This window comes from Enterobacter sp. R-25, from assembly GCF_049913205.1.
Lineage (GTDB): Bacteria > Pseudomonadota > Gammaproteobacteria > Enterobacterales > Enterobacteriaceae > Enterobacter > Enterobacter ludwigii.
In genome coordinates, this window is record NZ_CP183982.1 from 4,272,440 (window position 1) to 4,296,083 (window position 23,644).

A 23,644-nucleotide genomic window follows, 5' to 3' on the forward strand; every position below is an offset into this window, starting at 1 on the left:
ATGCCGTGGATCCAACTAAAACTGAATACAACCGGCGCTAACGCCGAAGAGCTAAGCGATGCGCTGATGGAAGCCGGTTCGGTCTCCATCACCTTCCAGGACACGCATGACACGCCGGTGTTTGAGCCACTGCCGGGCGAAACCCGCCTGTGGGGTGATACCGACGTTATTGGCCTGTTTGATGCAGAAACTGACATGAAAGAGGTTGTCGCGATCCTGGAAAATCATCCGCTGCTGGGTGCGGGTTTTGCACACAAAATCGAACAGCTGGAAGACAAAGACTGGGAACGCGAGTGGATGGATAACTTCCACCCAATGCAGTTCGGTAAACGTCTGTGGATCTGCCCGAGCTGGCGTGACGTTCCGGATGAAAACGCGGTAAACGTGATGCTGGATCCGGGCCTGGCATTTGGGACCGGTACTCACCCGACGACTTCTCTGTGCCTGCAGTGGCTGGACAGTCTGGATCTGGACGGCAAGACGGTGATCGACTTCGGATGCGGATCCGGGATCCTCGCTATCGCGGCGCTGAAACTGGGCGCGGCCAAAGCCATTGGGATCGATATCGATCCACAGGCTATTCAGGCCAGCCGTGATAACGCTGAGCGCAACGGCGTTTCTGACCGCCTTGAACTGTATCTGCCGGATGCGCAGCCAGAAGCCATGAAAGCCGATGTGGTGGTGGCGAACATTCTGGCCGGCCCATTACGCGAACTGGCCCCGTTAATCAGCGTGCTGCCCGTTGACGGCGGTCTGCTGGGGCTTTCCGGGATCCTGGCAAGCCAGGCTGACAGCGTATGCGAAGCCTACGCCGATCTTTTCGCCCTCGACCCGGTGGTCGAAAAAGAAGAGTGGTGTCGTATTACGGGCCGTAAAAAGTAAGCCATTGGCGTGGTCATCTGACCACGCCTCTCTTCCTCCGATAATCCTCTCTTCCCGTGCCCTTCTCCGGTAAAATACCCACACAAATCATATTGATAAAAATGGTTTGAACCACAATAATTCACCGGAAGAATACTATGACCCACTTTACTGGCAAGGCAGCGCTCTTCGCGCTGAGCATTATCTCGGCTTCAGCCTGCGCATCACACTGGAGCTACGAAGGCGAAGGCGCACCGGAACACTGGGGCGAACTGGACGAGGCCTATAAAACCTGTCAAAGCGGGATGAACCAGTCCCCCATCAACATTGAATCCACTGCTAACGCGCACCTCTCCCCGCTGCAAACACATTACATTGATGGCCCTGTGACGCTGACGAACAACGGCCACACCATTCAGGCAAGTGAAAAGCCGGAAACCCGCGATACCCTTACCCTCGATAAGCAAACCTGGACCCTGCAACAGTTCCATTTCCACGCGCCGAGCGAAAACACCGTGCATGGCAAGAAATTTGCGATGGAAATGCATCTGGTGCACAAAAACGCGGCCGGTGAGCTGGCGGTGGTGGCGGTCATGTTCGATAAAGGGGCCGCGAACCCGGAACTGAATAAGCTGTGGAGCGTCATGCCTGAGCAGGCCGAACAGAACGTCTCCATTAAGCAGGATCTCAATCTGAACAAGCTGATTCCAAAAGATAAAACATACTGGCGCTTTAGCGGCTCGCTGACCACACCGCCGTGCTCAGAGGGGGTAACCTGGATTGTACTGAAGCACCCGCTGACCGTCTCTGCAGAGCAGCTTGAGAAATTCTCCCACACGATGCACCACGAAAATAACCGCCCGGTACAACCCCTTCATGGTCGCGTAGTCGTCGAATAATGCGCATTTTTCGCATGCAGATCATGTTCTAAAATGCGACTCAGATCGCAAACAAGCGGGATAATCTGCTGCTAAAAACAGCAGATTATCCCGCTCAAGTGATGCATTTATTCAGAAATGATGAGAAGTTACGGGAAATTGTAAGCGGCTATAAAATAATCATTACGTCATAACTTTATGATTTAACAGGTTTATAATTTTCACCTGAAGGACAGAGCGGCGATTCCTTGATCTACAACAGTGGATTGTTCAAAGTTTGGCCTTTCATCTCGTGCAAAAAATGCGTAATATACGCCGCCTTGCAGTCACAGTATGGTCATTTCTTAACTCATGCGCATCGGACACTACCAGCTCAGAAATCGCCTGATCGCAGCCCCAATGGCAGGTATTACCGACCGGCCGTTCAGGACGCTGTGCTATGAGATGGGGGCAGGTTTAACCGTTTCCGAGATGATGTCGTCTAACCCACAGGTGTGGGAAAGCGATAAGTCCCGCCTTCGGATGGTGCACGTTGATGAACCAGGTATTCGCACCGTGCAAATTGCCGGAAGCGTGCCTGAAGAGATGGCAGATGCCGCGCGGATTAACGTGGAAAGTGGCGCCCAGATTATTGATATCAATATGGGTTGCCCGGCCAAGAAAGTGAATCGCAAGCTTGCAGGTTCAGCCCTTCTGCAATACCCCGACCAGGTGAAGTCTATCCTGACCGCGGTTGTCAGCGCAGTGGACGTTCCTGTTACGTTGAAGATTCGCACGGGTTGGTCGCCGGAACACCGTAACTGTGTAGAGATTGCCCAACTGGCCGAAGACTGTGGCATTCAGGCCCTGACCATCCATGGACGCACTCGCGCCTGTTTGTTCAATGGTGAAGCTGAATACGACAGCATTCGGGCAGTTAAGCAGAAAGTTTCCATTCCGGTTATCGCGAATGGTGACATTACTGACCCGCTTAAAGCCAGAGCTGTGCTCGACTATACGGGAGCTGATGCTCTGATGATAGGACGTGCCGCTCAGGGAAGACCCTGGATCTTTCGGGAAATCCAGCATTATCTGGACACTGGGGAGTTGCTTGCCCCACTGCCACTGGCAGAGGTAAAGCGCTTGCTTTGTTCGCATGTTCGGGAATTGCATGACTTTTATGGTCAGGCAAAAGGGTACCGAATTGCGCGTAAACACGTATCCTGGTATCTCCAGGAGCACGCTCCAAATGACCAGTTTCGGCGCACATTCAACGCCATAGAGGATGCCAGCGTACAGCTGGAGGCGTTGGAGGCATACTTCGAAAATCTTGCGTAATGAAATAAAGAGCTGACAGAACTATGTTCGAACAACGCGTAAATTCTGACGTACTGACCGTTTCTACCGTTAACTCTCAGGATCAGGTAACTCAAAAGCCCCTGCGTGACTCGGTTAAACAGGCACTGAAGAACTATTTTGCTCAACTGAACGGTCAGGATGTTAATGACCTGTATGAGCTGGTACTGGCTGAAGTTGAACAGCCACTGTTGGACATGGTGATGCAATACACCCGCGGTAACCAAACCCGCGCTGCCCTGATGATGGGTATCAACCGTGGTACACTGCGTAAGAAACTGAAAAAATACGGCATGAACTAATTTCGGTTAGCGAAATGCTTGTTTAAAAAGGCGCTACCTGGCATGGGGATGCGCCTTTTTTATTGCCCGCGCCTGTCACCGTCAAGGCTGTGTAAACCTTCGTTTATCCCCCTTTTAAACCGCAACTTTTCGTGTATATTTCCACCACCTCACTGAACCTCTTCGCCCGGAACGATACGTATGATTCGTAAATACTGGTGGCTGGTTGTATTTGCTGTCTCGGTTTTCCTCTTCGACGCGCTCCTGATGCAGTGGATTGAACTGATGAGCACTGAAGCCGATAAGTGTCGCAATATGAATTCCGTAAATCCGCTAAAATTAGTGAACTGCTCAGAACTCGACTAACCGCCTGACGTCGCTAAACTCACTGTTAAGACCCACTAAAAACGGGGATTTAAATCCCTTTGAGCCGTTACCTTACGATGATAATGTCTCGCCCTTCTCAACCGCGCCTGCGTAACTTCACACTCGAGTAGAACCGATCATGCTGGTTAGCCAATACAACCATATCCTCGTCGTCCTCTCCTTTGTTGTTGCTATCCTTGCTGCCTATACCGCGCTGAATATGGCTGCACGTGTTGCCGGGAGTCAGGGCGTGGCTGCGCGCGTCTGGCTGGCCGGCGGCGGTATTGCCATGGGGATTGGCGTGTGGGCCATGCATTTTATCGGCATGCTGGCGATGGACCTCTCCATGAGCATGCGCTACAACGCGACCCTGACGGTGCTATCCATGGTTATCGCCGTGGGCTCGTCACTGTTTGCGCTGTGGCTCGTAAGCTGTGAGCAGTTACGTTTGCGCCGTCTGCTGCCCGGTGCGTTAGTGATGGGCTGCGGCATTGTGGCGATGCATTACACTGGCATGGCGGCGCTGGAAGTCTCTCCCGGTATTATCTGGGACAAAACATGGGTGGCCATTTCGGTTGTCATTGCGCTTGCGGCTTCGCTCGCCGCATTATGGCTGACGTTCCGCTTGCGGCATGAAGCATCTCAGGTGTCGCTGATGCGTCTTGCCGCCGCCGTTACGATGGGGATCGCCATTGCCGGTATGCACTATGCCGGGATGAAAGCCGCTCAGTTCCCAATGTCGACCATGACACACCATGAAGGTATTAACGGCAGCTGGCTGGCAGTACTGGTCAGCGTCGTCGCACTCTCCATACTGGGGATCACGCTGCTGGTCTCGATGCTGGATGCCCGCCTTCAGGCACGGACCTCTCTTCTGGCCTCATCCCTTGCAGAAGCGAACCGCGAACTCGCTCAACTGGCTTTGCAGGATACGCTGACGCGTCTGCCGAACCGTGTTTTGCTGGAGGACCGACTCGATCAGGCCATCAGCAAAGCTGACCGTGAAGGCACCCATTTTGCACTGATGTTCATGGATCTCGACGGGTTTAAAACCATCAACGATGCGTACGGCCATGATGTCGGTGACAGACTGCTTGTCGCCGTGACGCAGCGCCTGCTCACGCCCCTGAAGGGTCAGTTCACCCTTGCCCGTATCGGTGGTGATGAGTTTGTTCTGCTGGCAGAAGGAGAAGGTCCGGATGATGCGGCCTCGCTGGCCAACTCGCTGGTTCGCGCTATCGATAGCCCATTCAATCTGGATCCCTATGAACTGGTGGTAACCCTTAGCATTGGTATCGCGCTCTATCCCCACGACGGTAAAACCGAGCGCGAGCTGATGTTTAACGCCGATGCGGCGATGTACCACACGAAGCACATGGGCCGAAACGGTTATCACTTTTTCCAGCCCTCCATGAACACCCTGGCGCAGACCCATCTCCAGTTGATGAACGATCTGTGGCTGGCTATCGATCGTAATGAACTGCGCCTGCTTTATCAGCCAAAATTCCACGCACCGGCGGGTCCTGTCCTTGGGTTCGAGGCGCTATTGCGCTGGCAACATCCGAAACAGGGATTGCTGACGCCAGACCTGTTCCTGCCGCTGGCGGAAAAAACGGGGCTGATCATCCCGATTGGTAACTGGGTGCTTAATGAGGCCTGCCGTCAGTTGCGGGAATGGCACCTTCAGGGGCATCAAAACTGGTCGATGGCGGTGAACCTGTCGACACTGCAGTTTGAGCAACCTTCACTGGTTAAAACGGTGCTCGACTGCCTGACGCGTCACAACGTACCGCCGGAGATGCTGATCCTTGAAGTGACGGAAACCACGGCGATGAGCAACCCGGATGAGAGTGTGCGCGTACTGACAGAGCTGACGGACGCGGGCGTGAAAGCGTCCATTGATGATTTTGGTACCGGTTATTCCAGCCTGCTTTATCTCAAGCGTCTGCCGGCCTGTGAGTTGAAAATCGACAGAGCGTTCGTGAAAGAGTTAAGCGGTGAAAGCGAAGACGCCACCATTGTCTCAGCGATCGTGGCCCTGGCAAAAACGCTAAATCTGAAAGTCGTGGCGGAAGGGGTGGAAACCGAAGCACAGCAAACCTTTTTGACGGCGCTGGGCTGCAACACGCTTCAGGGCTATCTGTTGGGCAAACCGGTCAGTGCACAGACCATCGAAACGCTCTGCGCGCAAGGGGAAATGTTACCTGGCGCTGAGCTAAAATCATCCTCATGAGGCGACACCCGCACGACAGGGAGTGTCGCCAGAATGCTATCGACCAGCGCAGGAGCCTGCTGGTAAAGATTAAAACTGCTGTTATTCATTAACCAGTTTTTAATGATCCCGCTGAAAAAACCGTGGAAAACAATCAGGGTCAGATCAACATTTACCTGTGACGAAATAAGGTTCCGCGAAATACAGTCCTGCAACGTGGCACGTAAAGACTCATAATTAAAACCAATACGTTTTCTGATTTCACACTCTGAAATCATATCGCTATTAAATTCACACTTATGATACAAAATTTGCAAAAGAGCACATTGCCGAGGCTCATGTGCAATATATTGCAACGCAGCAATAAATTGCTCACGAAGCATTAACAACGGATCGCTGCCCGCAGAAAGAGAAAGTCTGTCACGAATGATGTCACGAAACGGTAATTGCTGTTCCCAGATGGCATTAAATATTTCTGATTTACTGGTAAAATGCCAGTAGATGGCACCCCGTGTAACATTTGCTGCATCCGCGATATCCGTCAGCGTCGTGTTCGCCACGCCCCGCGTCGCAAACTGCCCGATAGCCGCTTCAATCAGCTGCTGACGGGTTTGTTGAGCCTCTTCTTTCTTTTTACGCGCCATAGACGACTACTCGTTACTCACAAGGTTTATATTTACACGGGTCAGGTACACGAAAGTATTCACTACTTTGCGTTTTAATTTTGCACAAAAAAAGTCAAATCGCTTAATTAATAATTCAGACAAATGCATAGATATAATTAAATTCATGAGATAAATAATTCAACCACGTTAAATGCCATTTATCTGATTAACCAGCCAGAAGTATATCCCCGCTAACACCAGGTTTGATTCTGATTTTTGCCTTAAGACCTGTTCATTCGCACTTATAAATTAAAAAACATTAATTACCCTCATTATTATACGCCCTACATTTTATTTTTCTCCCTCTGCCCTGCTACCGATTCACGGCAAATATCGGTTCATGGGTATTTAAAGGAACAGTAATGACGAATTATTTCAGACGTTTGCCCTTATCCGGTTTTATTGTCTGCGCGGTACTGCTCGCTGGATGCGATGGTCAGGAAAACCAACCACCGCATCCGCAGGCGCCTCAGGTCAGCGTGCATATAGTGAAAAGCGCCCCTCTGGCTGTCACCACCGAACTCCCGGGCAGAACAGATGCCTTTCGCGTTGCGGAGGTTCGTCCTCAGGTGAGCGGCATCATATTGCGTCGTAACTTCACAGAGGGAAGCGATGTAAAAGCCGGCGAGTCACTTTATCAGATCGATCCTGCCACCTATCAGGCTGCGTATGACAACGCGAAAGGTGAACTCGCGAAGGCCCAGGCGGCGGCTAACATTGCGCACCTGACGGTAAAACGTTATCTCACGCTGGTTGGCACGCAGTATGTCAGCAAGCAGGAATACGACCAGGCCGTGGCGACAGCGCAGCAAGCAGATGCCAGCGTCGTTGCCGCACAGGCAGGCGTTGAAAGCGCGCGCATTAATCTTGCCTATACCAAAGTGACGTCTCCCGTCGAGGGTCGCATCGGTAAATCCAGCGTCACCGAAGGCGCGCTGGTGACCAACGGGCAAGCCGCAGCCCTGGCAACGGTTCAGCAGCTTGATCCGATGTATGTCGACGTCACCCAGTCCAGCAGTGATTTTATGCGTCTGAAGCAGACGAGCCTGCAAAAAGGAGAGGCCACCAGCACCGTTGAGCTGGTGATGGAGAATGGTCAGCCCTACCCGTTGAAAGGTACGCTGCAGTTCTCGGATGTCACGGTCGACGAAAGTACCGGCTCTATCACCTTGCGCGCGATTTTCCCAAACCCACAGCACCTGCTGTTGCCTGGCATGTTTGTCCGGGCCCGCATTGATGAAGGCACACAGCCTGATGCGATTCTGGTCCCACAACAAGGCGTGACCCGCACGCCGCGCGGTGATGCATCCGTTCTGGTGGTTAACGATAAAAACCAGGTTGAGTCACGTACCATCGTTGCCCCTCAGGCGATTGGCGATCGCTGGCTGGTGACGGAAGGGCTGAAAAATGGCGACCGCGTCATTGTCAGCGGCTTACAAAAAGTCAGACCGGGCGCTACCGTCGTCGCGACGCCTGATACCACCACGACTCCAGCCGGTTAAGGAACGACGACATGGCTAATTTCTTTATCCAACGGCCGGTTTTCGCCTGGGTGCTTGCCATCATTTTGATGATTGCAGGCGGGCTGGCTATTCTCAAACTGCCCATCGCGCAGTATCCGACCATTGCCCCTCCCGCCGTGGCTATCACCGCAACGTATCCGGGTGCTGATGCGCAAACGGTGCAGGATACCGTAACGCAGGTTATCGAACAGAACATGAACGGTATCGATAACCTGATGTATATGTCATCCACCAGCGATTCCGCAGGTAATGTCACCATCACGCTGACCTTCCAGTCTGGAACAGACCCGGACATTGCGCAGGTACAGGTGCAGAACAAACTGCAGCTCGCCATGCCTCTGCTCCCCCAAGAGGTCCAGCAGCAAGGGATCGGTGTTGAGAAGTCCAGCAGCAGCTTCCTGCTGGTCGCAGGCTTTGTTTCCGATAACAAAGACCTCACGCAGGATGACATCTCTGACTATGTCGCATCTAACGTGAAAGATGCCATTAGCCGCACCACGGGAGTTGGTGATGTGCAGCTGTTTGGTGCCCAGTATGCGATGCGCATCTGGCTCGACAGCAACGCGATGAACAAATACCAGCTGACGCCACTGGATGTGATTAATCAGCTGAAAACGCAGAACGACCAGATAGCGGCCGGCCAGTTAGGCGGAACGCCGTCAGTACCGGGGCAGCAGTTGAACGCCTCGATCATTGCACAAACGCGTCTGAAATCTCCGGAAGAGTTTGGCCGCGTGACGCTCAAGGTGAACCAGGACGGCTCCATGGTTCATCTGAAAGATGTGGCCCGCATTGAGCTGGGGGGCGAAAACTACAATATGGTCACCAAAATCAACGGGCAAGCGGCAACCGGCCTGGGGATTAAGCTGGCTACCGGTGCAAACGCACTGGACACGGCCGCCGCCATCAAGAGCAAACTGGCCCAGCTCCAGCAGTTCTTCCCGCAAGGGCTGAAAGTAGTCTACCCCTATGACACCACGCCTTTTGTGAAGATCTCTATCCACGAAGTGGTGAAAACGCTGTTCGAAGCGATCATTCTCGTCTTCCTGGTGATGTATCTTTTCCTGCAAAACCTGCGGGCGACGCTTATCCCGACAATTGCGGTGCCGGTCGTGCTGTTGGGTACGTTTGCGATCCTGGCGGCGTTCGGTTTCTCCATCAACACCCTGACCATGTTCGGTATGGTGCTGGCGATTGGCCTGCTGGTTGATGACGCCATCGTGGTGGTTGAGAACGTCGAACGCGTCATGGTTGAGGACAAGCTGCCGCCAAAAGAGGCGACGCAGAAGTCGATGGGGCAGATACAGGGCGCACTGGTGGGTATCGCCATGGTGCTCTCAGCGGTCTTTATCCCCATGGCCTTTTTTGGCGGTTCAACGGGAGCCATCTATCGTCAGTTCTCGCTGACCATTGTCTCGGCTATGGCGCTGTCAGTGCTGGTCGCTCTGATTCTGACACCGGCACTGTGCGCCACCTTGCTTAAGCCCGTCTCCAGCGATAGCCACGAAAAGAAAGGTGGCTTCTTCGGCTGGTTTAATGCGCTCTTTGACCGGAGCGTGAAGCATTACAGCAATAGCGTAAGCGGCATTTTGCGTAAGACCGGGCGCTATCTGGTGGTATACGTCATCATCGTCGGTGGCATGGCCGTACTGTTCCTGCGCTTACCCACCTCCTTCCTGCCCGAAGAGGATCAGGGGGTATTTATGACCATGGTCCAGCTCCCCGCCGGTGCCACCCAGATGCGAACCCAGCAGGTGCTTGACCAGGTTCAAAACTATTATCTCAACAACGAGAAGGCTAACGTTGAATCGGTGTTTACCGTGAACGGCTTTAGCTTTAGTGGTCAGGGTCAGAACTCCGGTATTGCGTTCGTTAGCCTAAAGCCCTGGGAAGCGCGTCCCGGAGCAGAAAATAGCGTTGAGGCGATCGTAAGGCGTGCGACAAAGGCCTTCAGTCAGATTAAAGATGGCCTCGTGTTCCCGTTTAACCTGCCTGCGATTATCGAGCTGGGTACCGCAACGGGCTTTGACTTTGAGTTGATTGATCAAGCTAACCTGGGGCATACCCAACTGACCCAGGCGCGTAATCAGCTGCTCGGTATGGTGAAAGCGCACCCCGATCTGCTGGTTCGCGTTCGTCCTAACGGTCTGGAAGATACCCCACAGTTCAAACTGGATGTCGACCAGGAGAAGGCACAGGCGCTGGGCGTCAGCCTCTCTGACGTCAACCAGACGATCTCGACGGCATTGGGGGGAACCTATGTGAACGACTTTATCGATCATGGACGCGTGAAAAAAGTGTACGTCCAGGCCGACGCTCACTTCCGTATGTTGCCAGGGGACATCAACAACCTCTACGTGCGCAGCGAGAACGGAGAAATGGTGCCGTTCTCCTCCTTTAGCAGCTCGCACTGGGTGTATGGCTCGCCTCGCCTGGAGCGCTACAACGGGATGCCTTCGATGGAGATCCTCGGTGAGTCCGCGCCGGGTAAAAGTACCGGTGAGGCGATGGCCTTGATGGAGAACCTCGCCGCAAAACTGCCTTCCGGTATCGGCCATGACTGGACGGGAATGTCTTATCAGGAACGACTGTCTGGTAACCAGGCACCTGCCCTGTACGCCATTTCACTGATTGTGGTGTTCCTGTGCCTGGCTGCGCTTTATGAAAGCTGGTCTATTCCCTTCTCGGTCATGCTGGTTGTGCCGCTGGGTGTCACGGGCGCACTTCTCGCCGCATCGATTCGCGGGTTAAATAATGATGTCTATTTCCAGGTCGGTCTGCTGACAACGATTGGTCTGTCAGCGAAAAACGCCATTCTGATCGTCGAGTTTGCTAAGGATCTGATGGATAAAGAAGGTAAAGGGATCATTGAAGCCACACTGGAAGCATCCAGAATGCGCCTTCGACCGATCCTGATGACGTCGCTGGCCTTTATCCTTGGCGTGATGCCACTGGTCATCAGCAGAGGAGCCGGGAGCGGCGCGCAAAATGCTGTCGGGACAGGTGTTATGGGAGGGATGCTTTCCGCAACGCTTCTGGCCATTTTCTTCGTGCCCGTCTTCTTTGTGGTTGTCCGGCGCCGGTTTACGAAACATAAAGAGTAATGTTTCTCAAAAAAGGCACCTCAGGTGCCTTTTTTATTTTTGGCATAAACAATGAATTAGATATGTCATACTCACAGCATTAATAGTTAACCATTTGCATTAAGTAAAAACGCCGCGTTACGTCTTCATATTTTCTCCATTAATTCATCCTGACAGCGACTTTTCTCCACGATTTTTACAAACAACATAATTTGAGATTATTCCCCGTGCAACGTTGCCTTATCCCGGTGGTAAAATAGTCTCCAGTTCGTTAATAGCCCTCCTGGCTGTATAGCGAATGAGAAATAATACTGAGGTAACATCATGAAAAGATTCATTTCCGTTGCACTACTCGCTGCGCTGCTTGCTGGATGCGCGCACGACTCTCCATGTGTACCGGTATACGACGATCAAGGCCGACTGGTTCATACCAATACCTGTATGAAAGGCACCACTCAGGACAACTGGGAAACAGCAGGTGCTATCGCCGGTGGTGCTGCCGCGGTGGCAGGTTTGACGCTGGGTATCGTTGCTCTGACGAAGTAACATCAGAACGTATCATGTGTGTAGAAAGCGCGGCTCTGTCCGCGCTTTTGCTTTTAAAGAGTGCAGCGTTTTCAGATAAGTAAAAAAATAGCCCTGTCTTTACCCACCTTGTTTATTTCATCCTGCGGACAGTCACATATTTTTAATGCACAGCGTTAAATTACATATTCTATCGTGATGATTTTCACATATTAATTATATTTAATACCCTGCCAATATTCACCCCAGAAACTATCTCTTCTTTTTAAGGTATAGCCGCTGAAAGTTTTGCTCCGATTTGTGGCACAGGTTGTAATTTCGCACCGTTTCGGGGCGCTCTCTTTATTTAACCCTGTCTACACTCAGCATTATGCGTTCATTGGTCACCTATTTTGTTGAGCGCAAAACCTGGCATTACGTTTGCTTTATAAACGTTGGCCAAAGCCACAGACAGGTAAAGCGTTTAAAACGCCTCTATAACGATAAATTTCGCCACACAGGATGCATTATGAAAAAGACGATGATAGCCAGCCTGGCCGCCGCGGGCATGTTGTTTGCTGTAGCCGGTCAGGCCCATGCGGGTACGACACTGGATGCCGTTAAAAAGAAAGGGTTTGTTCAATGTGGGATCAGTGACGGTTTACCTGGCTTCTCTTATGCCGATGCAAACGGCAAATTTACCGGTATTGATGTCGATGTCTGCCGCGGTGTCGCCGCCGCCGTTTTCGGTGACGACAGTAAAGTAAAATATACCCCGCTGACGGCGAAAGAACGTTTTACTGCATTACAGTCTGGCGAAGTTGACATGCTTTCCCGTAATACCACCTGGACCTCCTCCCGTGATGCAGGCATGGGAATGGCATTTACTGGCGTGACCTATTATGACGGTATCGGTTTCCTGACCCACAATAAAGCGGGGCTGAAAAGCGCCAAAGAGCTGGATGGCGCGACCGTTTGTATCCAGGCCGGTACCGATACAGAGCTGAACGTCGCGGATTATTTCAAAGCAAATAACATGAAATATACCCCTGTGACATTCGATCGCTCCGATGAATCGGCCAAAGCGCTGGAATCCGGTCGTTGCGACACGCTGGCTTCTGACCAGTCACAGCTGTACGCCTTGCGTATTAAGCTGAGCAACCCGGCGGAGTGGATTGTCCTGCCTGAAGTGATCTCCAAGGAGCCTCTTGGACCGGTTGTGCGTCGTGGCGATGAAGACTGGTTCTCCATTGTTCGCTGGACGCTGTTTGCCATGCTGAATGCCGAAGAGATGGGTATCAACTCGAAAAACGTCGACGAGAAAGCCGCTAAACCGTCCACGCCGGATATGGCTCATCTGCTGGGAACAGAGGGCGATTTCGGGAAGGATCTGAAGCTGGATAACAAGTGGGCTTACAACATCATCAAACAGGTGGGTAACTACGCTGAGATCTTTGAGCGCAACGTGGGATCGGAAAGCCCTCTGAAGATCAAACGCGGCCAGAACAATCTCTGGAACAACGGCGGTATTCAGTACGCGCCACCAGTACGTTAAGACATTGCTGTAACGGGCACTGTTAAGGCAGTGCCCGCCCCAGAGTCATGGTTACCGAGGTTTCTTTATGTCCCATCGCCGCTCAGCCGTAAAAGGATCGCTATCCTTTTCTCATCCCGCGGTCCGCGCCTGGCTATTCCAGGTTATTGCGATTATTGCGGTTGTTCTTATCGCCGTGTATCTCATCCATAACACTATAACCAACCTGAATAATCGCGGTATTACCTCCGGCTTTGCTTTTCTGGATCGCAGCGCGGGGTTTGGCATTGTTCAACACCTTATTGATTATCAGGAAGGCGACACGTATGGACGCGTGTTCATGGTCGGTTTACTGAATACGCTGCTGGTCTCTGCACTTTGTATTGTTTTTGCCTCCATACTGGGCTTCTTTATTGGTCTGGCACGTCTGTCCGAAAACTGGCTGCTGCGCAAACTGTCTACTTTTTATATTGAGACGTTCCGTAATATCCCGCCGCTGCTGCAGATCTTTTTCTGGTATTTTGCCGTGCTGCGCAACCTGCCGGGGCCACGTCAGGCTATTGACGCTCTTGATCTGTTTTTCCTGAGTAATCGCGGGTTGTATATTCCTTCTCCGCAGCCGGGTGAAGGGTTGTATGCCTTCATTGCCGCCCTTGTAATAGCGCTTGCTCTCTCAGCGGCCATGTTCCGCTATAACCGCAAGCATCAGTTCAAAACCGGGCAGCTTCGTAAAACCTGGCCAACCGCCGCCATCCTTATCATTGGTCTGCCACTCCTGACACACTGGCTGTTTGGGGCCGCCCTTCACTGGGATATTCCGCAGCTGCGTGGCTTTAACTTCCAGGGCGGAATGGTTTTAATTCCTGAGCTGGCAGCCCTGACGCTGGCGCTTTCGATTTATACCTCTGCATTTATCGCCGAGATTATTCGTGCGGGGATCCAGGCCGTTCCTTACGGACAACACGAGGCGGCACGCTCGCTGGGATTACCCCATACGGTGACGCTTCGTCAGGTCATTATTCCGCAAGCGTTACGGGTCATCATTCCGCCGCTGACCAGTCAATACCTCAATATTGTCAAAAACTCATCGCTGGCGGCCGCCATTGGTTACCCCGATATGGTGTCGCTGTTTGCCGGAACCGTGCTTAACCAGACCGGACAAGCCATTGAAACTATCGCCATCACAATGTCTGTCTATCTGATCATCAGCCTGGTGATTTCGTTGCTGATGAACCTCTATAACCGTCGTATAGCACTGGTCGAGCGCTAAGGATCTATGATGACAAAAGCGATACTGTCGCACTCCTCGCGCCCTGCCGGTTCGACAGGCGGACGTTTTATTCTCTGGGCGCGTAAGAATCTGTTCTCCAGCTGGAGTAACAGCCTGCTGACAATTGTATGTTTGTGGCTTATGTGGGAATTAATTCCACCACTGCTGAACTGGGCTTTTTTACAGGCTAACTGGTCGGGATCCACTCGCGCAGACTGTACAAAAGCAGGGGCCTGCTGGGTGTTTATCCATGAGCGCTTTGGCCAGTTCATGTATGGATTGTATCCGCATGAACAGCGCTGGCGGATTAATTTGGCACTGGCCATCGGGCTGCTCTCCATCGCCGTAATGTTCTGGAAAAAACTGCCTCATCGGGGCCGTTATATTGCCTGTTGGGCAGTGGTGTATCCCATTATTGTTTGGGTGCTGTTGTATGGCGGCTTCCTGGGGCTGGAACGTGTTGAAACACGTCAGTGGGGTGGGTTAACGCTGACGCTGATTATCGCGTCCGTTGGGATAGCCGGCGCACTGCCATGGGGTATTTTGCTCGCGCTTGGGCGGCGCTCAAAAATGTCTGTCGTACGTGTGCTTTCCGTTATTTTCATTGAATTCTGGCGTGGCGTACCGCTTATCACCGTTCTGTTTATGTCTTCGGTCATGTTGCCGCTGTTTATGGCAGAAGGGACAACGATAGACAAACTGATCCGTGCCCTGGTCGGGGTCATCCTTTTCCAGTCCGCTTACGTTGCGGAAGTGGTGCGTGGGGGCCTGCAGGCTCTGCCTAAAGGTCAGTACGAAGCGGCGGAATCACTGGCGCTTGGCTACTGGAAAACGCAGGGGCTGGTGATATTGCCACAAGCACTCAAGCTGGTTATCCCGGGCCTGGTCAATACCATCATTGCCCTCTTCAAAGATACCAGCCTGGTGATCATCATCGGGCTGTTCGATCTCTTTAGCAGCGTGCAACAGGCGACCGTTGACCCTGCCTGGCTGGGTATGTCCACCGAGGGATATGTCTTTGCTGCTCTGATCTACTGGATCTTTTGTTTTAGCATGTCGCGCTATAGCCAGCATCTGGAAAAGCGCTTTAACACCGGGCGTACACCGCACTGAGGAAATTATGAGCCAGATTACTATGACACCTGCCGACGCGATGATTACGCTGGAAAACGTGAATAAATGGTACGGGCAGTTTCATGTTTTGAAAGACATTAACCTCAAGGTTAAGCAGGGAGAACGGATCGTTCTTTGTGGCCCTTCCGGGTCCGGAAAATCCACGACCATTCGCTGTATTAACCACCTTGAAGAACATCAGCAGGGGCGCATTGTTGTTGATGGCATCGAGCTAAATGAAGATATTCGTAACATCGAACGGGTGCGCCAGGAAGTGGGAATGGTGTTTCAGCACTTTAACTTGTTTCCCCATCTGACCGTTCTGCAGAACTGTACGCTTGCGCCAATTTGGGTACGAAAGATGCCTAAAAAGGAGGCTGAAGCACTGGCGATGCACTACCTGGAACGGGTACGAATCGCAGAGCACGCCAATAAATTTCCCGGCCAGATATCAGGCGGTCAGCAGCAGCGCGTGGCTATCGCCCGTTCGCTCTGTATGAAACCGAAAATTATGCTGTTTGATGAACCGACATCCGCCCTGGATCCGGAAATGGTGAAAGAGGTACTGGATACCATGATTGGACTGGCGCAGTCCGGGATGACCATGCTGTGTGTGACGCACGAAATGGGGTTTGCCAGAACCGTGGCCGATCGGGTGATCTTTATGGATCGTGGGGAAATCGTTGAGCAGGCACCGCCGGATGAGTTCTTCGCACATCCTAAATCTGAACGTACGCGGGCTTTCCTGTCACAAGTGATCCATTAAGCGTGTCTTAGCCCGGTGGCGCTTCGCTTACCGGGTCTGACTTTTTCCGGGAAACATAACGCAAAAAGGCCATCCTTTCGGATGGCCTCTTCACTTGTTTGATGTCTGGCAGTTCCCTACTCTCACATGGGGAGACCCCACACTACCATCGGCGCTACGGCGTTTCACTTCTGAGTTCGGCATGGGGTCAGGTGGGACCACCGCGCTAAAGCCGCCAGACAAATTCTTTTACTTCTTGCCGAACTTTAACCTAAGTATAAAGTGGTGCTGATACCCAGAGTCGAACTGGGGACCTCACCCTTACCAAGGGTGCGCTCTACCAACTGAGCCATATCAGCACGCTAAATTTGATGCCTGGCAGTTCCCTACTCTCACATGGGGAGACCCCACACTACCATCGGCGCTACGGCGTTTCACTTCTGAGTTCGGCATGGGGTCAGGTGGGACCACCGCGCTAAAGCCGCCAGGCAAATTCTGTAATCTGTATCAGCTGAAAATCGTCTCTCATCGCCAAAACACCTTCGGCGTTGTAAGGTTAAGCCTCACGGTTCATTAGTATCGGTTAGCTCAACGCATCGCTGCGCTTACACACCCGACCTATCAACGTCGTAGTCTTCAACGTTCCTTCAGGAGACTTAAAGTCTCAGGGAGAACTCATCTCGGGGCAAGTTTCGTGCTTAGATGCTTTCAGCACTTATCTCTTCCGCATTTAGCTACCGGGCAGTGCCATTGGCATGACAACCCGAACACCAGTGATGCGTCCACTCCGGTCCTCTCGTACTAGGAGCAGCCCCCCTCAATTCTCCAGCGCCCACGGCAGATAGGGACCGAACTGTCTCACGACGTTCTAAACCCAGCTCGCGTACCACTTTAAATGGCGAACAGCCATACCCTTGGGACCTACTTCAGCCCCAGGATGTGATGAGCCGACATCGAGGTGCCAAACACCGCCGTCGATATGAACTCTTGGGCGGTATCAGCCTGTTATCCCCGGAGTACCTTTTATCCGTTGAGCGATGGCCCTTCCATTCAGAACCACCGGATCACTATGACCTGCTTTCGCACCTGCTCGAGCCGTCACTCTCGCAGTCAAGCTAGCTTATGCCATTGCACTAACCTCCTGATGTCCGACCAGGATTAGCTAACCTTCGTGCTCCTCCGTTACTCTTTGGGAGGAGACCGCCCCAGTCAAACTACCCACCAGACACTGTCCGCAACCCGGATCACGGGTCTACGTTAGAACACCAGCCATTAAAGGGTGGTATTTCAAGGTTGGCTCCACGCAGACTGGCGTCCACGCTTCAAAGCCTCCCACCTATCCTACACATCAAGGACCAGTGTTCAGTGTCAAGCTATAGTAAAGGTTCACGGGGTCTTTCCGTCTTGCCGCGGGTACACTGCATCTTCACAGCGAGTTCAATTTCACTGAGTCTCGGGTGGAGACAGCCTGGCCATCATTACGCCATTCGTGCAGGTCGGAACTTACCCGACAAGGAATTTCGCTACCTTAGGACCGTTATAGTTACGGCCGCCGTTTACCGGGGCTTCGATCAAGAGCTTCGCGTTGCCGCTAACCCCATCAATTAACCTTCCGGCACCGGGCAGGCGTCACACCGTATACGTCCACTTTCGTGTTTGCACAGTGCTGTGTTTTTAATAAACAGTTGCAGCCAGCTGGTATCTTCGACTGATTTCAGCTCCACCCGCAGGGGCTTCACCTACATATCAGCGTGCCTTCTCCCGAAGTTACGGCACCATTTTGCCTAGTTCCTTCACCCGAGTTCTCTCAAGCGCCTTGGTATTCTCTACCTGACCACCTGTGTCGGTTTGGGGTACGATTTGATGTTACCTGATGCTTAGAGGCTTTTCCTGGAAGCAGGGCATTTGTTACTTCAGCACCGTAGTGCCTCGTCATCACACCTCAGCGTTAACAAGGAACCGGATTTACCTGGAACCTCCGCCTACATGCTTAAACCGGGACAACCGTCGCCCGGCTAACATAGCCTTCTCCGTCCCCCCTTCGCAGTAACACCAAGTACAGGAATATTAACCTGTTTCCCATCGACTACGCCTTTCGGCCTCGCCTTAGGGGTCGACTCACCCTGCCCCGATTAACGTTGGACAGGAACCCTTGGTCTTCCGGCGAGCGGGCTTTTCACCCGCTTTATCGTTACTTATGTCAGCATTCGCACTTCTGATACCTCCAGCACCCCTCACAGGACACCTTCAACGGCTTACAGAACGCTCCCCTACCCAACAACACATAGTGTCGCTGCCGCAGCTTCGGTGCATGGTTTAGCCCCGTTACATCTTCCGCGCAGGCCGACTCGACCAGTGAGCTATTACGCTTTCTTTAAATGATGGCTGCTTCTAAGCCAACATCCTGGCTGTCTGTGCCTTCCCACATCGTTTCCCACTTAACCATGACTTTGGGACCTTAGCTGGCGGTCTGGGTTGTTTCCCTCTTCACGACGGACGTTAGCACCCGCCGTGTGTCTCCCGTGATAACATTCTTCGGTATTCGTAGTTTGCATCGGGTTGGTAAGCCGGGATGGCCCCCTAGCCGAAACAGTGCTCTACCCCCGAAGATGAGTTCACGAGGCGCTACCTAAATAGCTTTCGGGGAGAACCAGCTATCTCCCGGTTTGATTGGCCTTTCACCCCCAGCCACAAGTCATCCGCTAATTTTTCAACATTAGTCGGTTCGGTCCTCCAGTTAGTGTTACCCAACCTTCAACCTGCCCATGGCTAGATCACCGGGTTTCGGGTCTATACCCTGCAACTTAACGCCCAGTTAAGACTCGGTTTCCCTTCGGCTCCCCTATACGGTTAACCTTGCTACAGAATATAAGTCGCTGACCCATTATACAAAAGGTACGCAGTCACCCCATAAAAGAGGCTCCCACTGCTTGTACGTACACGGTTTCAGGTTCTTTTTCACTCCCCTCGCCGGGGTTCTTTTCGCCTTTCCCTCACGGTACTGGTTCACTATCGGTCAGTCAGGAGTATTTAGCCTTGGAGGATGGTCCCCCCATATTCAGACAGGATACCACGTGTCCCGCCCTACTCTTCGAGTTCACAGCCTGTGTGCTTTCGTGTACGGGACTGTCACCCTGTACCGTGCGACTTTCCAGACGCTTCCACTAACACACAAGCTGATTCAGACTCTGGGCTGCTCCCCGTTCGCTCGCCGCTACTGGGGGAATCTCGGTTGATTTCTTTTCCTCGGGGTACTTAGATGTTTCAGTTCCCCCGGTTCGCCTCGTTAACCTATGTATTCAGTTAACGATAGTGTGTCGGAACACACTGGGTTTCCCCATTCGGACATCGCCGGGTCAAAGGTTCATATCACCTCGCCGGCGCTTTTCGCAGATTAGCACGTCCTTCATCGCCTCTGACTGCCAGGGCATCCACCGTGTACGCTTAGTCGCTTAACCTCACAACCCGAAGATGTTTCTTTCGATTCATCACCGGCTTGCGAAAATTTGAGAGACTCGAACACACATTAACTGTGTGTCGTTTCAATTTTCAGCTTGATCCAGATTTTTAAAGAGCAAAATTTCACAATGCACTTCGCAGTACATTTTGAAATTTATCATTCATCAGACAATCTGTGTGGACACTACAAAGGCAGGTTCTTTAAGGTAAGGAGGTGATCCAACCGCAGGTTCCCCTACGGTTACCTTGTTACGACTTCACCCCAGTCATGAATCACAAAGTGGTAAGCGCCCTCCCGAAGGTTAAGCTACCTACTTCTTTTGCAACCCACTCCCATGGTGTGACGGGCGGTGTGTACAAGGCCCGGGAACGTATTCACCGTAGCATTCTGATCTACGATTACTAGCGATTCCGACTTCATGGAGTCGAGTTGCAGACTCCAATCCGGACTACGACGCACTTTATGAGGTCCGCTTGCTCTCGCGAGTTCGCTTCTCTTTGTATGCGCCATTGTAGCACGTGTGTAGCCCTACTCGTAAGGGCCATGATGACTTGACGTCATCCCCACCTTCCTCCAGTTTATCACTGGCAGTCTCCTTTGAGTTCCCGGCCGGACCGCTGGCAACAAAGGATAAGGGTTGCGCTCGTTGCGGGACTTAACCCAACATTTCACAACACGAGCTGACGACAGCCATGCAGCACCTGTCTCAGAGTTCCCGAAGGCACCAAAGCATCTCTGCTAAGTTCTCTGGATGTCAAGAGTAGGTAAGGTTCTTCGCGTTGCATCGAATTAAACCACATGCTCCACCGCTTGTGCGGGCCCCCGTCAATTCATTTGAGTTTTAACCTTGCGGCCGTACTCCCCAGGCGGTCGACTTAACGCGTTAGCTCCGGAAGCCACGCCTCAAGGGCACAACCTCCAAGTCGACATCGTTTACGGCGTGGACTACCAGGGTATCTAATCCTGTTTGCTCCCCACGCTTTCGCACCTGAGCGTCAGTCTTTGTCCAGGGGGCCGCCTTCGCCACCGGTATTCCTCCAGATCTCTACGCATTTCACCGCTACACCTGGAATTCTACCCCCCTCTACAAGACTCTAGCCTGCCAGTTTCGAATGCAGTTCCCAGGTTGAGCCCGGGGATTTCACATCCGACTTGACAGACCGCCTGCGTGCGCTTTACGCCCAGTAATTCCGATTAACGCTTGCACCCTCCGTATTACCGCGGCTGCTGGCACGGAGTTAGCCGGTGCTTCTTCTGCGGGTAACGTCAATTGCTGCGGTTATTAACCACAACACCTTCCTCCCCGCTGAAAGTACTTTACAACCCGAAGGCCTTCTTCATACACGCGGCATGGCTGCATCAGGCTTGCGCCCATTGTGCAATATTCCCCACTGCTGCCTCCCGTAGGAGTCTGGACCGTGTCTCAGTTCCAGTGTGGCTGGTCATCCTCTCAGACCAGCTAGGGATCGTCGCCTAGGTGAGCCGTTACCCCACCTACTAGCTAATCCCATCTGGGCACATCTGATGGCAAGAGGCCCGAAGGTCCCCCTCTTTGGTCTTGCGACGTTATGCGGTATTAGCTACCGTTTCCAGTAGTTATCCCCCTCCATCAGGCAGTTTCCCAGACATTACTCACCCGTCCGCCACTCGTCACCCGAGAGCAAGCTCTCTGTGCTACCGTTCGACTTGCATGTGTTAGGCCTGCCGCCAGCGTTCAATCTGAGCCATGATCAAACTCTTCAATTTAAGTTTGATGCTCGTGAATTAAACTTCGTAATGAATTACGTATGTTCACTCAGAGACTTGGTATTCATTTAGTGTCCGAAGACATTAAGAATCCATGTCACTTTGAGTGCCCACACAGATTGTCTGATAAATTGTTAAAGAGCAGTTGCGACGCGGCTTACAGCTCACCGTCGCGAGGTGGCGTATATTACGCTTTCCTCTTTCAGAGTCAACCCTGAAGTTCAGGATTTTTTCTCTTCAACCGACCGGGTTAACTGTGAAGTGATTCACATCCGCCGTGTCGATGGAGGCGCATTATAGGGATCCCAATTTTTAGCACAAGTACTTTTTGGATCTTTTTTTCCAACTGTCGATTTTCCGCGCTTTTCGCTGAAATCCCACCCAATATGCTTAAATATTGACGCTTTTTGCCTTGCCTCGATCCAATAATATGATCAAGTCTTCTATATAGTGCTCATCGTTCGAGGTAGATATGTCCGCAGTATTACGTCCTTATAAAGATCTTTTCCCCCAAAAAGGCGATCGCGTGATGATCGATGCCAGCAGCGTGGTCATCGGCGATGTTCGAATGGCCGATGACGTCAGTATCTGGCCGCTCGTCGCCATCCGGGGGGATGTAAACCATGTGACCATTGGTACACGCACCAATATTCAGGACGGTAGCGTTCTGCACGTAACCCACAAATCCTCCTATAACCCCCAGGGCAATCCACTCATCATTGGAGAAGATGTCACCGTCGGCCATAAAGTGATGCTTCACGGCTGCACTATTGGTAATCGGGTTCTTGTTGGCATGGGGTCGATTTTGCTGGATGGCGTCATTGTAGAAGATGACGTGATGATTGGCGCAGGCAGCCTTGTTCCCCAGAACAAAAGACTGGAGAGCGGCTATCTCTATTTGGGAAGCCCGGTAAAACAGATCCGCCCCCTGAAGGAGGCAGAGATCGAAGGATTAAAATACTCGGCGAATAACTACGTTAAATGGAAGAATGACTATCTGAGTCAGGATACCCAGACCCAGCCCTGATCGTCTTCCTGCTGATCGCGGATTAAATCGCTGGCTTCCTCTTCAAGATCCCAGCGATTTTCACAAAACACCTCTAACGGGTCTGAACCACCAAAGCGACGCAACAGCGTTTCCCCACGAATGGCGCAGGTAAGTTGCATTCCATGCACCAGCACCGGGAAACAGACCGCCTGTTTACTCTCGTCCCAGCTTTCCCTGTCCGGAAAATGAATTGCCTGATTCACGCCGTGAGCTCCCTTTTCAGCTTTTCAATGACCGGTTCGACCGAAGGCAATACACCGTGCCAGAGCAGCACCGCGTGTGCCGCCTGCCCCACCAGCATTCCCAGCCCATCGGCTACGTGTTTTCCGCCGTGCTGTTCACACCAGTTCAAAAAAGGTGTCTTCCCTTTCTGATAGAACATGTCGTAGAAGTAAATATGGGCACTTACCAGCGAAGCAGAGATCGCCGGCACGTCACCACCGATACCGCTGGAGGTGGCGTTGATGATCAGATCAAACTCACGATCGGCAAGTTCATCCAGGGCGACCGCGCTCACGCTGCCGGTATGTGCGAACAACGCAGCCAGCGTTTCTGCCCGCGAGAAGGTCCTGTTTGTAATGGTCACCGCGCAATCCAGTGACAGCAGAGGCAGCAATACTCCCCGTGACGCTCCGCCCGCACCAATCAGCAGAACCCTGAAACCAGGCTTAATAAACGAGAGCCTTTCCAGATCGCTTAGTAAACCAATTCCATCAGTGTTATCTCCCAGCAGGCGTCCATCCTCAAGCCGTTTTAAGGTATTCACTGCACCCGCAAGGGAAGCACGCTCGGTGAGTTCATCCGCACGTTCGAAGGCTTCCTCTTTAAACGGTACCGTTACATTCGCACCTTTGCCACCCGCGTTGAAGAAACCCTCCAGCGCAGGAATAAATGCATCAACGGGTGCCAGCACGCGGCCATAGGGATGATTTATTTGCAGTTGCTCGGCAAACAGTTGATGGATTAACGGTGACTTGCTGTGTGCTATCGGATTACCAAAAACAGCATAGGTTTCCATTG

Annotated in this window: 17 protein-coding genes, 1 tRNA gene and 4 rRNA genes; 14 read left to right on the forward strand and 8 right to left on the reverse strand. The window is 52.3% G+C overall.

The features are described from left to right. The 6 genes from prmA to ACN9MQ_RS20390 all read left to right on the forward strand — a co-directional run bounded on the left by prmA (position 1) and on the right by ACN9MQ_RS20390 (position 5,954). Complete coding sequence (gene prmA / locus ACN9MQ_RS20365) at positions 1 to 882, forward strand: 50S ribosomal protein L11 methyltransferase (protein WP_014171869.1); 882 nt, start codon at positions 1 to 3, stop codon at positions 880 to 882. 137 nt (positions 883 to 1,019) lie between these two features. Then, positions 1,020 to 1,760: a carbonic anhydrase gene (locus ACN9MQ_RS20370; RefSeq protein ID WP_020883499.1), complete on the forward strand. Its 741-nt coding sequence runs from the start codon at positions 1,020 to 1,022 to the stop codon at positions 1,758 to 1,760. 330 nt (positions 1,761 to 2,090) lie between these two features. Continuing rightward, positions 2,091 to 3,056: a tRNA dihydrouridine synthase DusB gene (gene dusB / locus ACN9MQ_RS20375; protein ID WP_014171871.1), complete on the forward strand. Its 966-nt coding sequence runs from the start codon at positions 2,091 to 2,093 to the stop codon at positions 3,054 to 3,056. Between the two features lie 23 nt (positions 3,057 to 3,079). Beyond that, the gene (gene fis / locus ACN9MQ_RS20380; RefSeq protein WP_000462905.1) at positions 3,080 to 3,376 is read left to right on the forward strand and encodes a DNA-binding transcriptional regulator Fis; all 297 of its coding nucleotides are present in this window, start codon (positions 3,080 to 3,082) and stop codon (positions 3,374 to 3,376) included. Between the two features lie 180 nt (positions 3,377 to 3,556). Beyond that, positions 3,557 to 3,721: a DUF2556 family protein gene (locus ACN9MQ_RS20385; protein ID WP_020883498.1), complete on the forward strand. Its 165-nt coding sequence runs from the start codon at positions 3,557 to 3,559 to the stop codon at positions 3,719 to 3,721. Positions 3,722 to 3,860: 139 nt separating this feature from the next. Further along, on the forward strand, positions 3,861 to 5,954 hold the full coding sequence (locus tag ACN9MQ_RS20390; RefSeq protein ID WP_151711679.1) for a putative bifunctional diguanylate cyclase/phosphodiesterase: 2,094 nt from the start codon (positions 3,861 to 3,863) through the stop codon (positions 5,952 to 5,954). Here the strand turns inward: ACN9MQ_RS20390 and envR are convergent. Next, positions 5,858 to 6,577 (reverse strand): acrEF/envCD operon transcriptional regulator, encoded by a 720-nt coding sequence (gene envR / locus ACN9MQ_RS20395; RefSeq protein WP_020883496.1) that lies wholly within the window; start codon positions 6,575 to 6,577, stop codon positions 5,858 to 5,860. The two genes, ACN9MQ_RS20390 and envR, sit on opposite strands and share 97 nt — an antisense overlap. Before the next feature lie 383 nt (positions 6,578 to 6,960). On the opposite strand from envR, the gene ACN9MQ_RS20400 reads away from it, so the two are divergent. From ACN9MQ_RS20400 to ACN9MQ_RS20430, 7 genes are all read left to right on the forward strand, one after another. Further along, complete coding sequence (locus ACN9MQ_RS20400; RefSeq protein WP_426021126.1) at positions 6,961 to 8,100, forward strand: efflux RND transporter periplasmic adaptor subunit; 1,140 nt, start codon at positions 6,961 to 6,963, stop codon at positions 8,098 to 8,100. A gap of 11 nt (positions 8,101 to 8,111) precedes the next feature. Then, positions 8,112 to 11,225, forward strand: a complete 3,114-nt coding sequence (locus ACN9MQ_RS20405; RefSeq protein WP_426021125.1) for an efflux RND transporter permease subunit — start codon at positions 8,112 to 8,114, stop codon at positions 11,223 to 11,225. Between the two features lie 303 nt (positions 11,226 to 11,528). Continuing rightward, positions 11,529 to 11,750 carry a lipoprotein gene (locus ACN9MQ_RS20410; protein ID WP_008502867.1) on the forward strand — a complete coding sequence of 74 codons (222 nt, stop codon included), beginning with the start codon at positions 11,529 to 11,531 and terminating at the stop codon, positions 11,748 to 11,750. Between the two features lie 487 nt (positions 11,751 to 12,237). Next, positions 12,238 to 13,263, forward strand: a complete 1,026-nt coding sequence (locus tag ACN9MQ_RS20415; RefSeq protein ID WP_014171877.1) for an amino acid ABC transporter substrate-binding protein — start codon at positions 12,238 to 12,240, stop codon at positions 13,261 to 13,263. A 67-nt stretch (positions 13,264 to 13,330) separates the two neighbouring features. Next, entirely contained in the window at positions 13,331 to 14,512 is a 1,182-nt protein-coding gene (locus ACN9MQ_RS20420; protein WP_311382906.1) for an amino acid ABC transporter permease, read from the forward strand. A 9-nt stretch (positions 14,513 to 14,521) separates the two neighbouring features. Then, the gene (locus tag ACN9MQ_RS20425) at positions 14,522 to 15,625 is read left to right on the forward strand and encodes an amino acid ABC transporter permease (protein WP_426021124.1); all 1,104 of its coding nucleotides are present in this window, start codon (positions 14,522 to 14,524) and stop codon (positions 15,623 to 15,625) included. 7 nt (positions 15,626 to 15,632) lie between these two features. After that, positions 15,633 to 16,391, forward strand: a complete 759-nt coding sequence (locus tag ACN9MQ_RS20430) for an amino acid ABC transporter ATP-binding protein (RefSeq protein WP_014171880.1) — start codon at positions 15,633 to 15,635, stop codon at positions 16,389 to 16,391. A gap of 103 nt (positions 16,392 to 16,494) precedes the next feature. On the opposite strand, the gene rrf (ACN9MQ_RS20435) is transcribed toward ACN9MQ_RS20430, so the two are convergent. From rrf (ACN9MQ_RS20435) to ACN9MQ_RS20455, 5 genes are all read right to left on the reverse strand, one after another. Continuing rightward, a 5S ribosomal RNA gene (gene rrf, locus ACN9MQ_RS20435) occupies positions 16,495 to 16,610 on the reverse strand. A gap of 43 nt (positions 16,611 to 16,653) precedes the next feature. Further along, positions 16,654 to 16,729: transfer RNA gene (locus ACN9MQ_RS20440), tRNA-Thr, on the reverse strand. A gap of 14 nt (positions 16,730 to 16,743) precedes the next feature. Next, positions 16,744 to 16,859 (reverse strand): 5S ribosomal RNA (gene rrf, locus ACN9MQ_RS20445). Positions 16,860 to 16,922: 63 nt separating this feature from the next. Continuing rightward, positions 16,923 to 19,828, reverse strand: a 23S ribosomal RNA gene (locus tag ACN9MQ_RS20450). Positions 19,829 to 20,036: 208 nt separating this feature from the next. Further along, positions 20,037 to 21,576: ribosomal RNA gene (locus ACN9MQ_RS20455) — 16S ribosomal RNA — on the reverse strand. The 16S, 23S and 5S rRNA genes sit together here with 1 tRNA gene alongside, the layout of an rRNA operon. A gap of 472 nt (positions 21,577 to 22,048) precedes the next feature. Here ACN9MQ_RS20455 and ACN9MQ_RS20460 point away from each other — a divergent pair. Continuing rightward, a complete protein-coding gene (locus tag ACN9MQ_RS20460; RefSeq protein ID WP_426021634.1) occupies positions 22,049 to 22,603 on the forward strand; it encodes a gamma carbonic anhydrase family protein in 555 nt (184 codons plus the stop codon). Here the strand turns inward: ACN9MQ_RS20460 and ACN9MQ_RS20465 are convergent. Both ACN9MQ_RS20465 and aroE read right to left on the reverse strand, forming a co-directional pair. After that, positions 22,579 to 22,827 carry a DUF1488 domain-containing protein gene (locus ACN9MQ_RS20465; protein ID WP_014171883.1) on the reverse strand — a complete coding sequence of 83 codons (249 nt, stop codon included), beginning with the start codon at positions 22,825 to 22,827 and terminating at the stop codon, positions 22,579 to 22,581. The two genes, ACN9MQ_RS20460 and ACN9MQ_RS20465, sit on opposite strands and share 25 nt — an antisense overlap. Further along, positions 22,824 to 23,642, reverse strand: a complete 819-nt coding sequence (gene aroE, locus ACN9MQ_RS20470) for a shikimate dehydrogenase (RefSeq protein ID WP_410377830.1) — start codon at positions 23,640 to 23,642, stop codon at positions 22,824 to 22,826. Before aroE ends, ACN9MQ_RS20465 begins: the two co-directional genes overlap by 4 nt. Positions 23,643 to 23,644: the final 2 nt, after the last annotated feature.

Coding starts and splice junctions, on each gene's coding strand:
- prmA (WP_014171869.1), top strand. CDS start 1: ATGCCGTGGATCCAACTAAAACTGAATACAACCGGCGCTAACGCCGAA.
- ACN9MQ_RS20370 (WP_020883499.1), top strand. CDS start 1,020: ATGACCCACTTTACTGGCAAGGCAGCGCTCTTCGCGCTGAGCATTATC.
- dusB (WP_014171871.1), top strand. CDS start 2,091: ATGCGCATCGGACACTACCAGCTCAGAAATCGCCTGATCGCAGCCCCA.
- fis (WP_000462905.1), top strand. CDS start 3,080: ATGTTCGAACAACGCGTAAATTCTGACGTACTGACCGTTTCTACCGTT.
- ACN9MQ_RS20385 (WP_020883498.1), top strand. CDS start 3,557: ATGATTCGTAAATACTGGTGGCTGGTTGTATTTGCTGTCTCGGTTTTC.
- ACN9MQ_RS20390 (WP_151711679.1), top strand. CDS start 3,861: ATGCTGGTTAGCCAATACAACCATATCCTCGTCGTCCTCTCCTTTGTT.
- envR (WP_020883496.1), bottom strand. CDS start 6,577: ATGGCGCGTAAAAAGAAAGAAGAGGCTCAACAAACCCGTCAGCAGCTG.
- ACN9MQ_RS20400 (WP_426021126.1), top strand. CDS start 6,961: ATGACGAATTATTTCAGACGTTTGCCCTTATCCGGTTTTATTGTCTGC.
- ACN9MQ_RS20405 (WP_426021125.1), top strand. CDS start 8,112: ATGGCTAATTTCTTTATCCAACGGCCGGTTTTCGCCTGGGTGCTTGCC.
- ACN9MQ_RS20410 (WP_008502867.1), top strand. CDS start 11,529: ATGAAAAGATTCATTTCCGTTGCACTACTCGCTGCGCTGCTTGCTGGA.
- ACN9MQ_RS20415 (WP_014171877.1), top strand. CDS start 12,238: ATGAAAAAGACGATGATAGCCAGCCTGGCCGCCGCGGGCATGTTGTTT.
- ACN9MQ_RS20420 (WP_311382906.1), top strand. CDS start 13,331: ATGTCCCATCGCCGCTCAGCCGTAAAAGGATCGCTATCCTTTTCTCAT.
- ACN9MQ_RS20425 (WP_426021124.1), top strand. CDS start 14,522: ATGACAAAAGCGATACTGTCGCACTCCTCGCGCCCTGCCGGTTCGACA.
- ACN9MQ_RS20430 (WP_014171880.1), top strand. CDS start 15,633: ATGAGCCAGATTACTATGACACCTGCCGACGCGATGATTACGCTGGAA.
- ACN9MQ_RS20460 (WP_426021634.1), top strand. CDS start 22,049: ATGTCCGCAGTATTACGTCCTTATAAAGATCTTTTCCCCCAAAAAGGC.
- aroE (WP_410377830.1), bottom strand. CDS start 23,642: ATGGAAACCTATGCTGTTTTTGGTAATCCGATAGCACACAGCAAGTCA.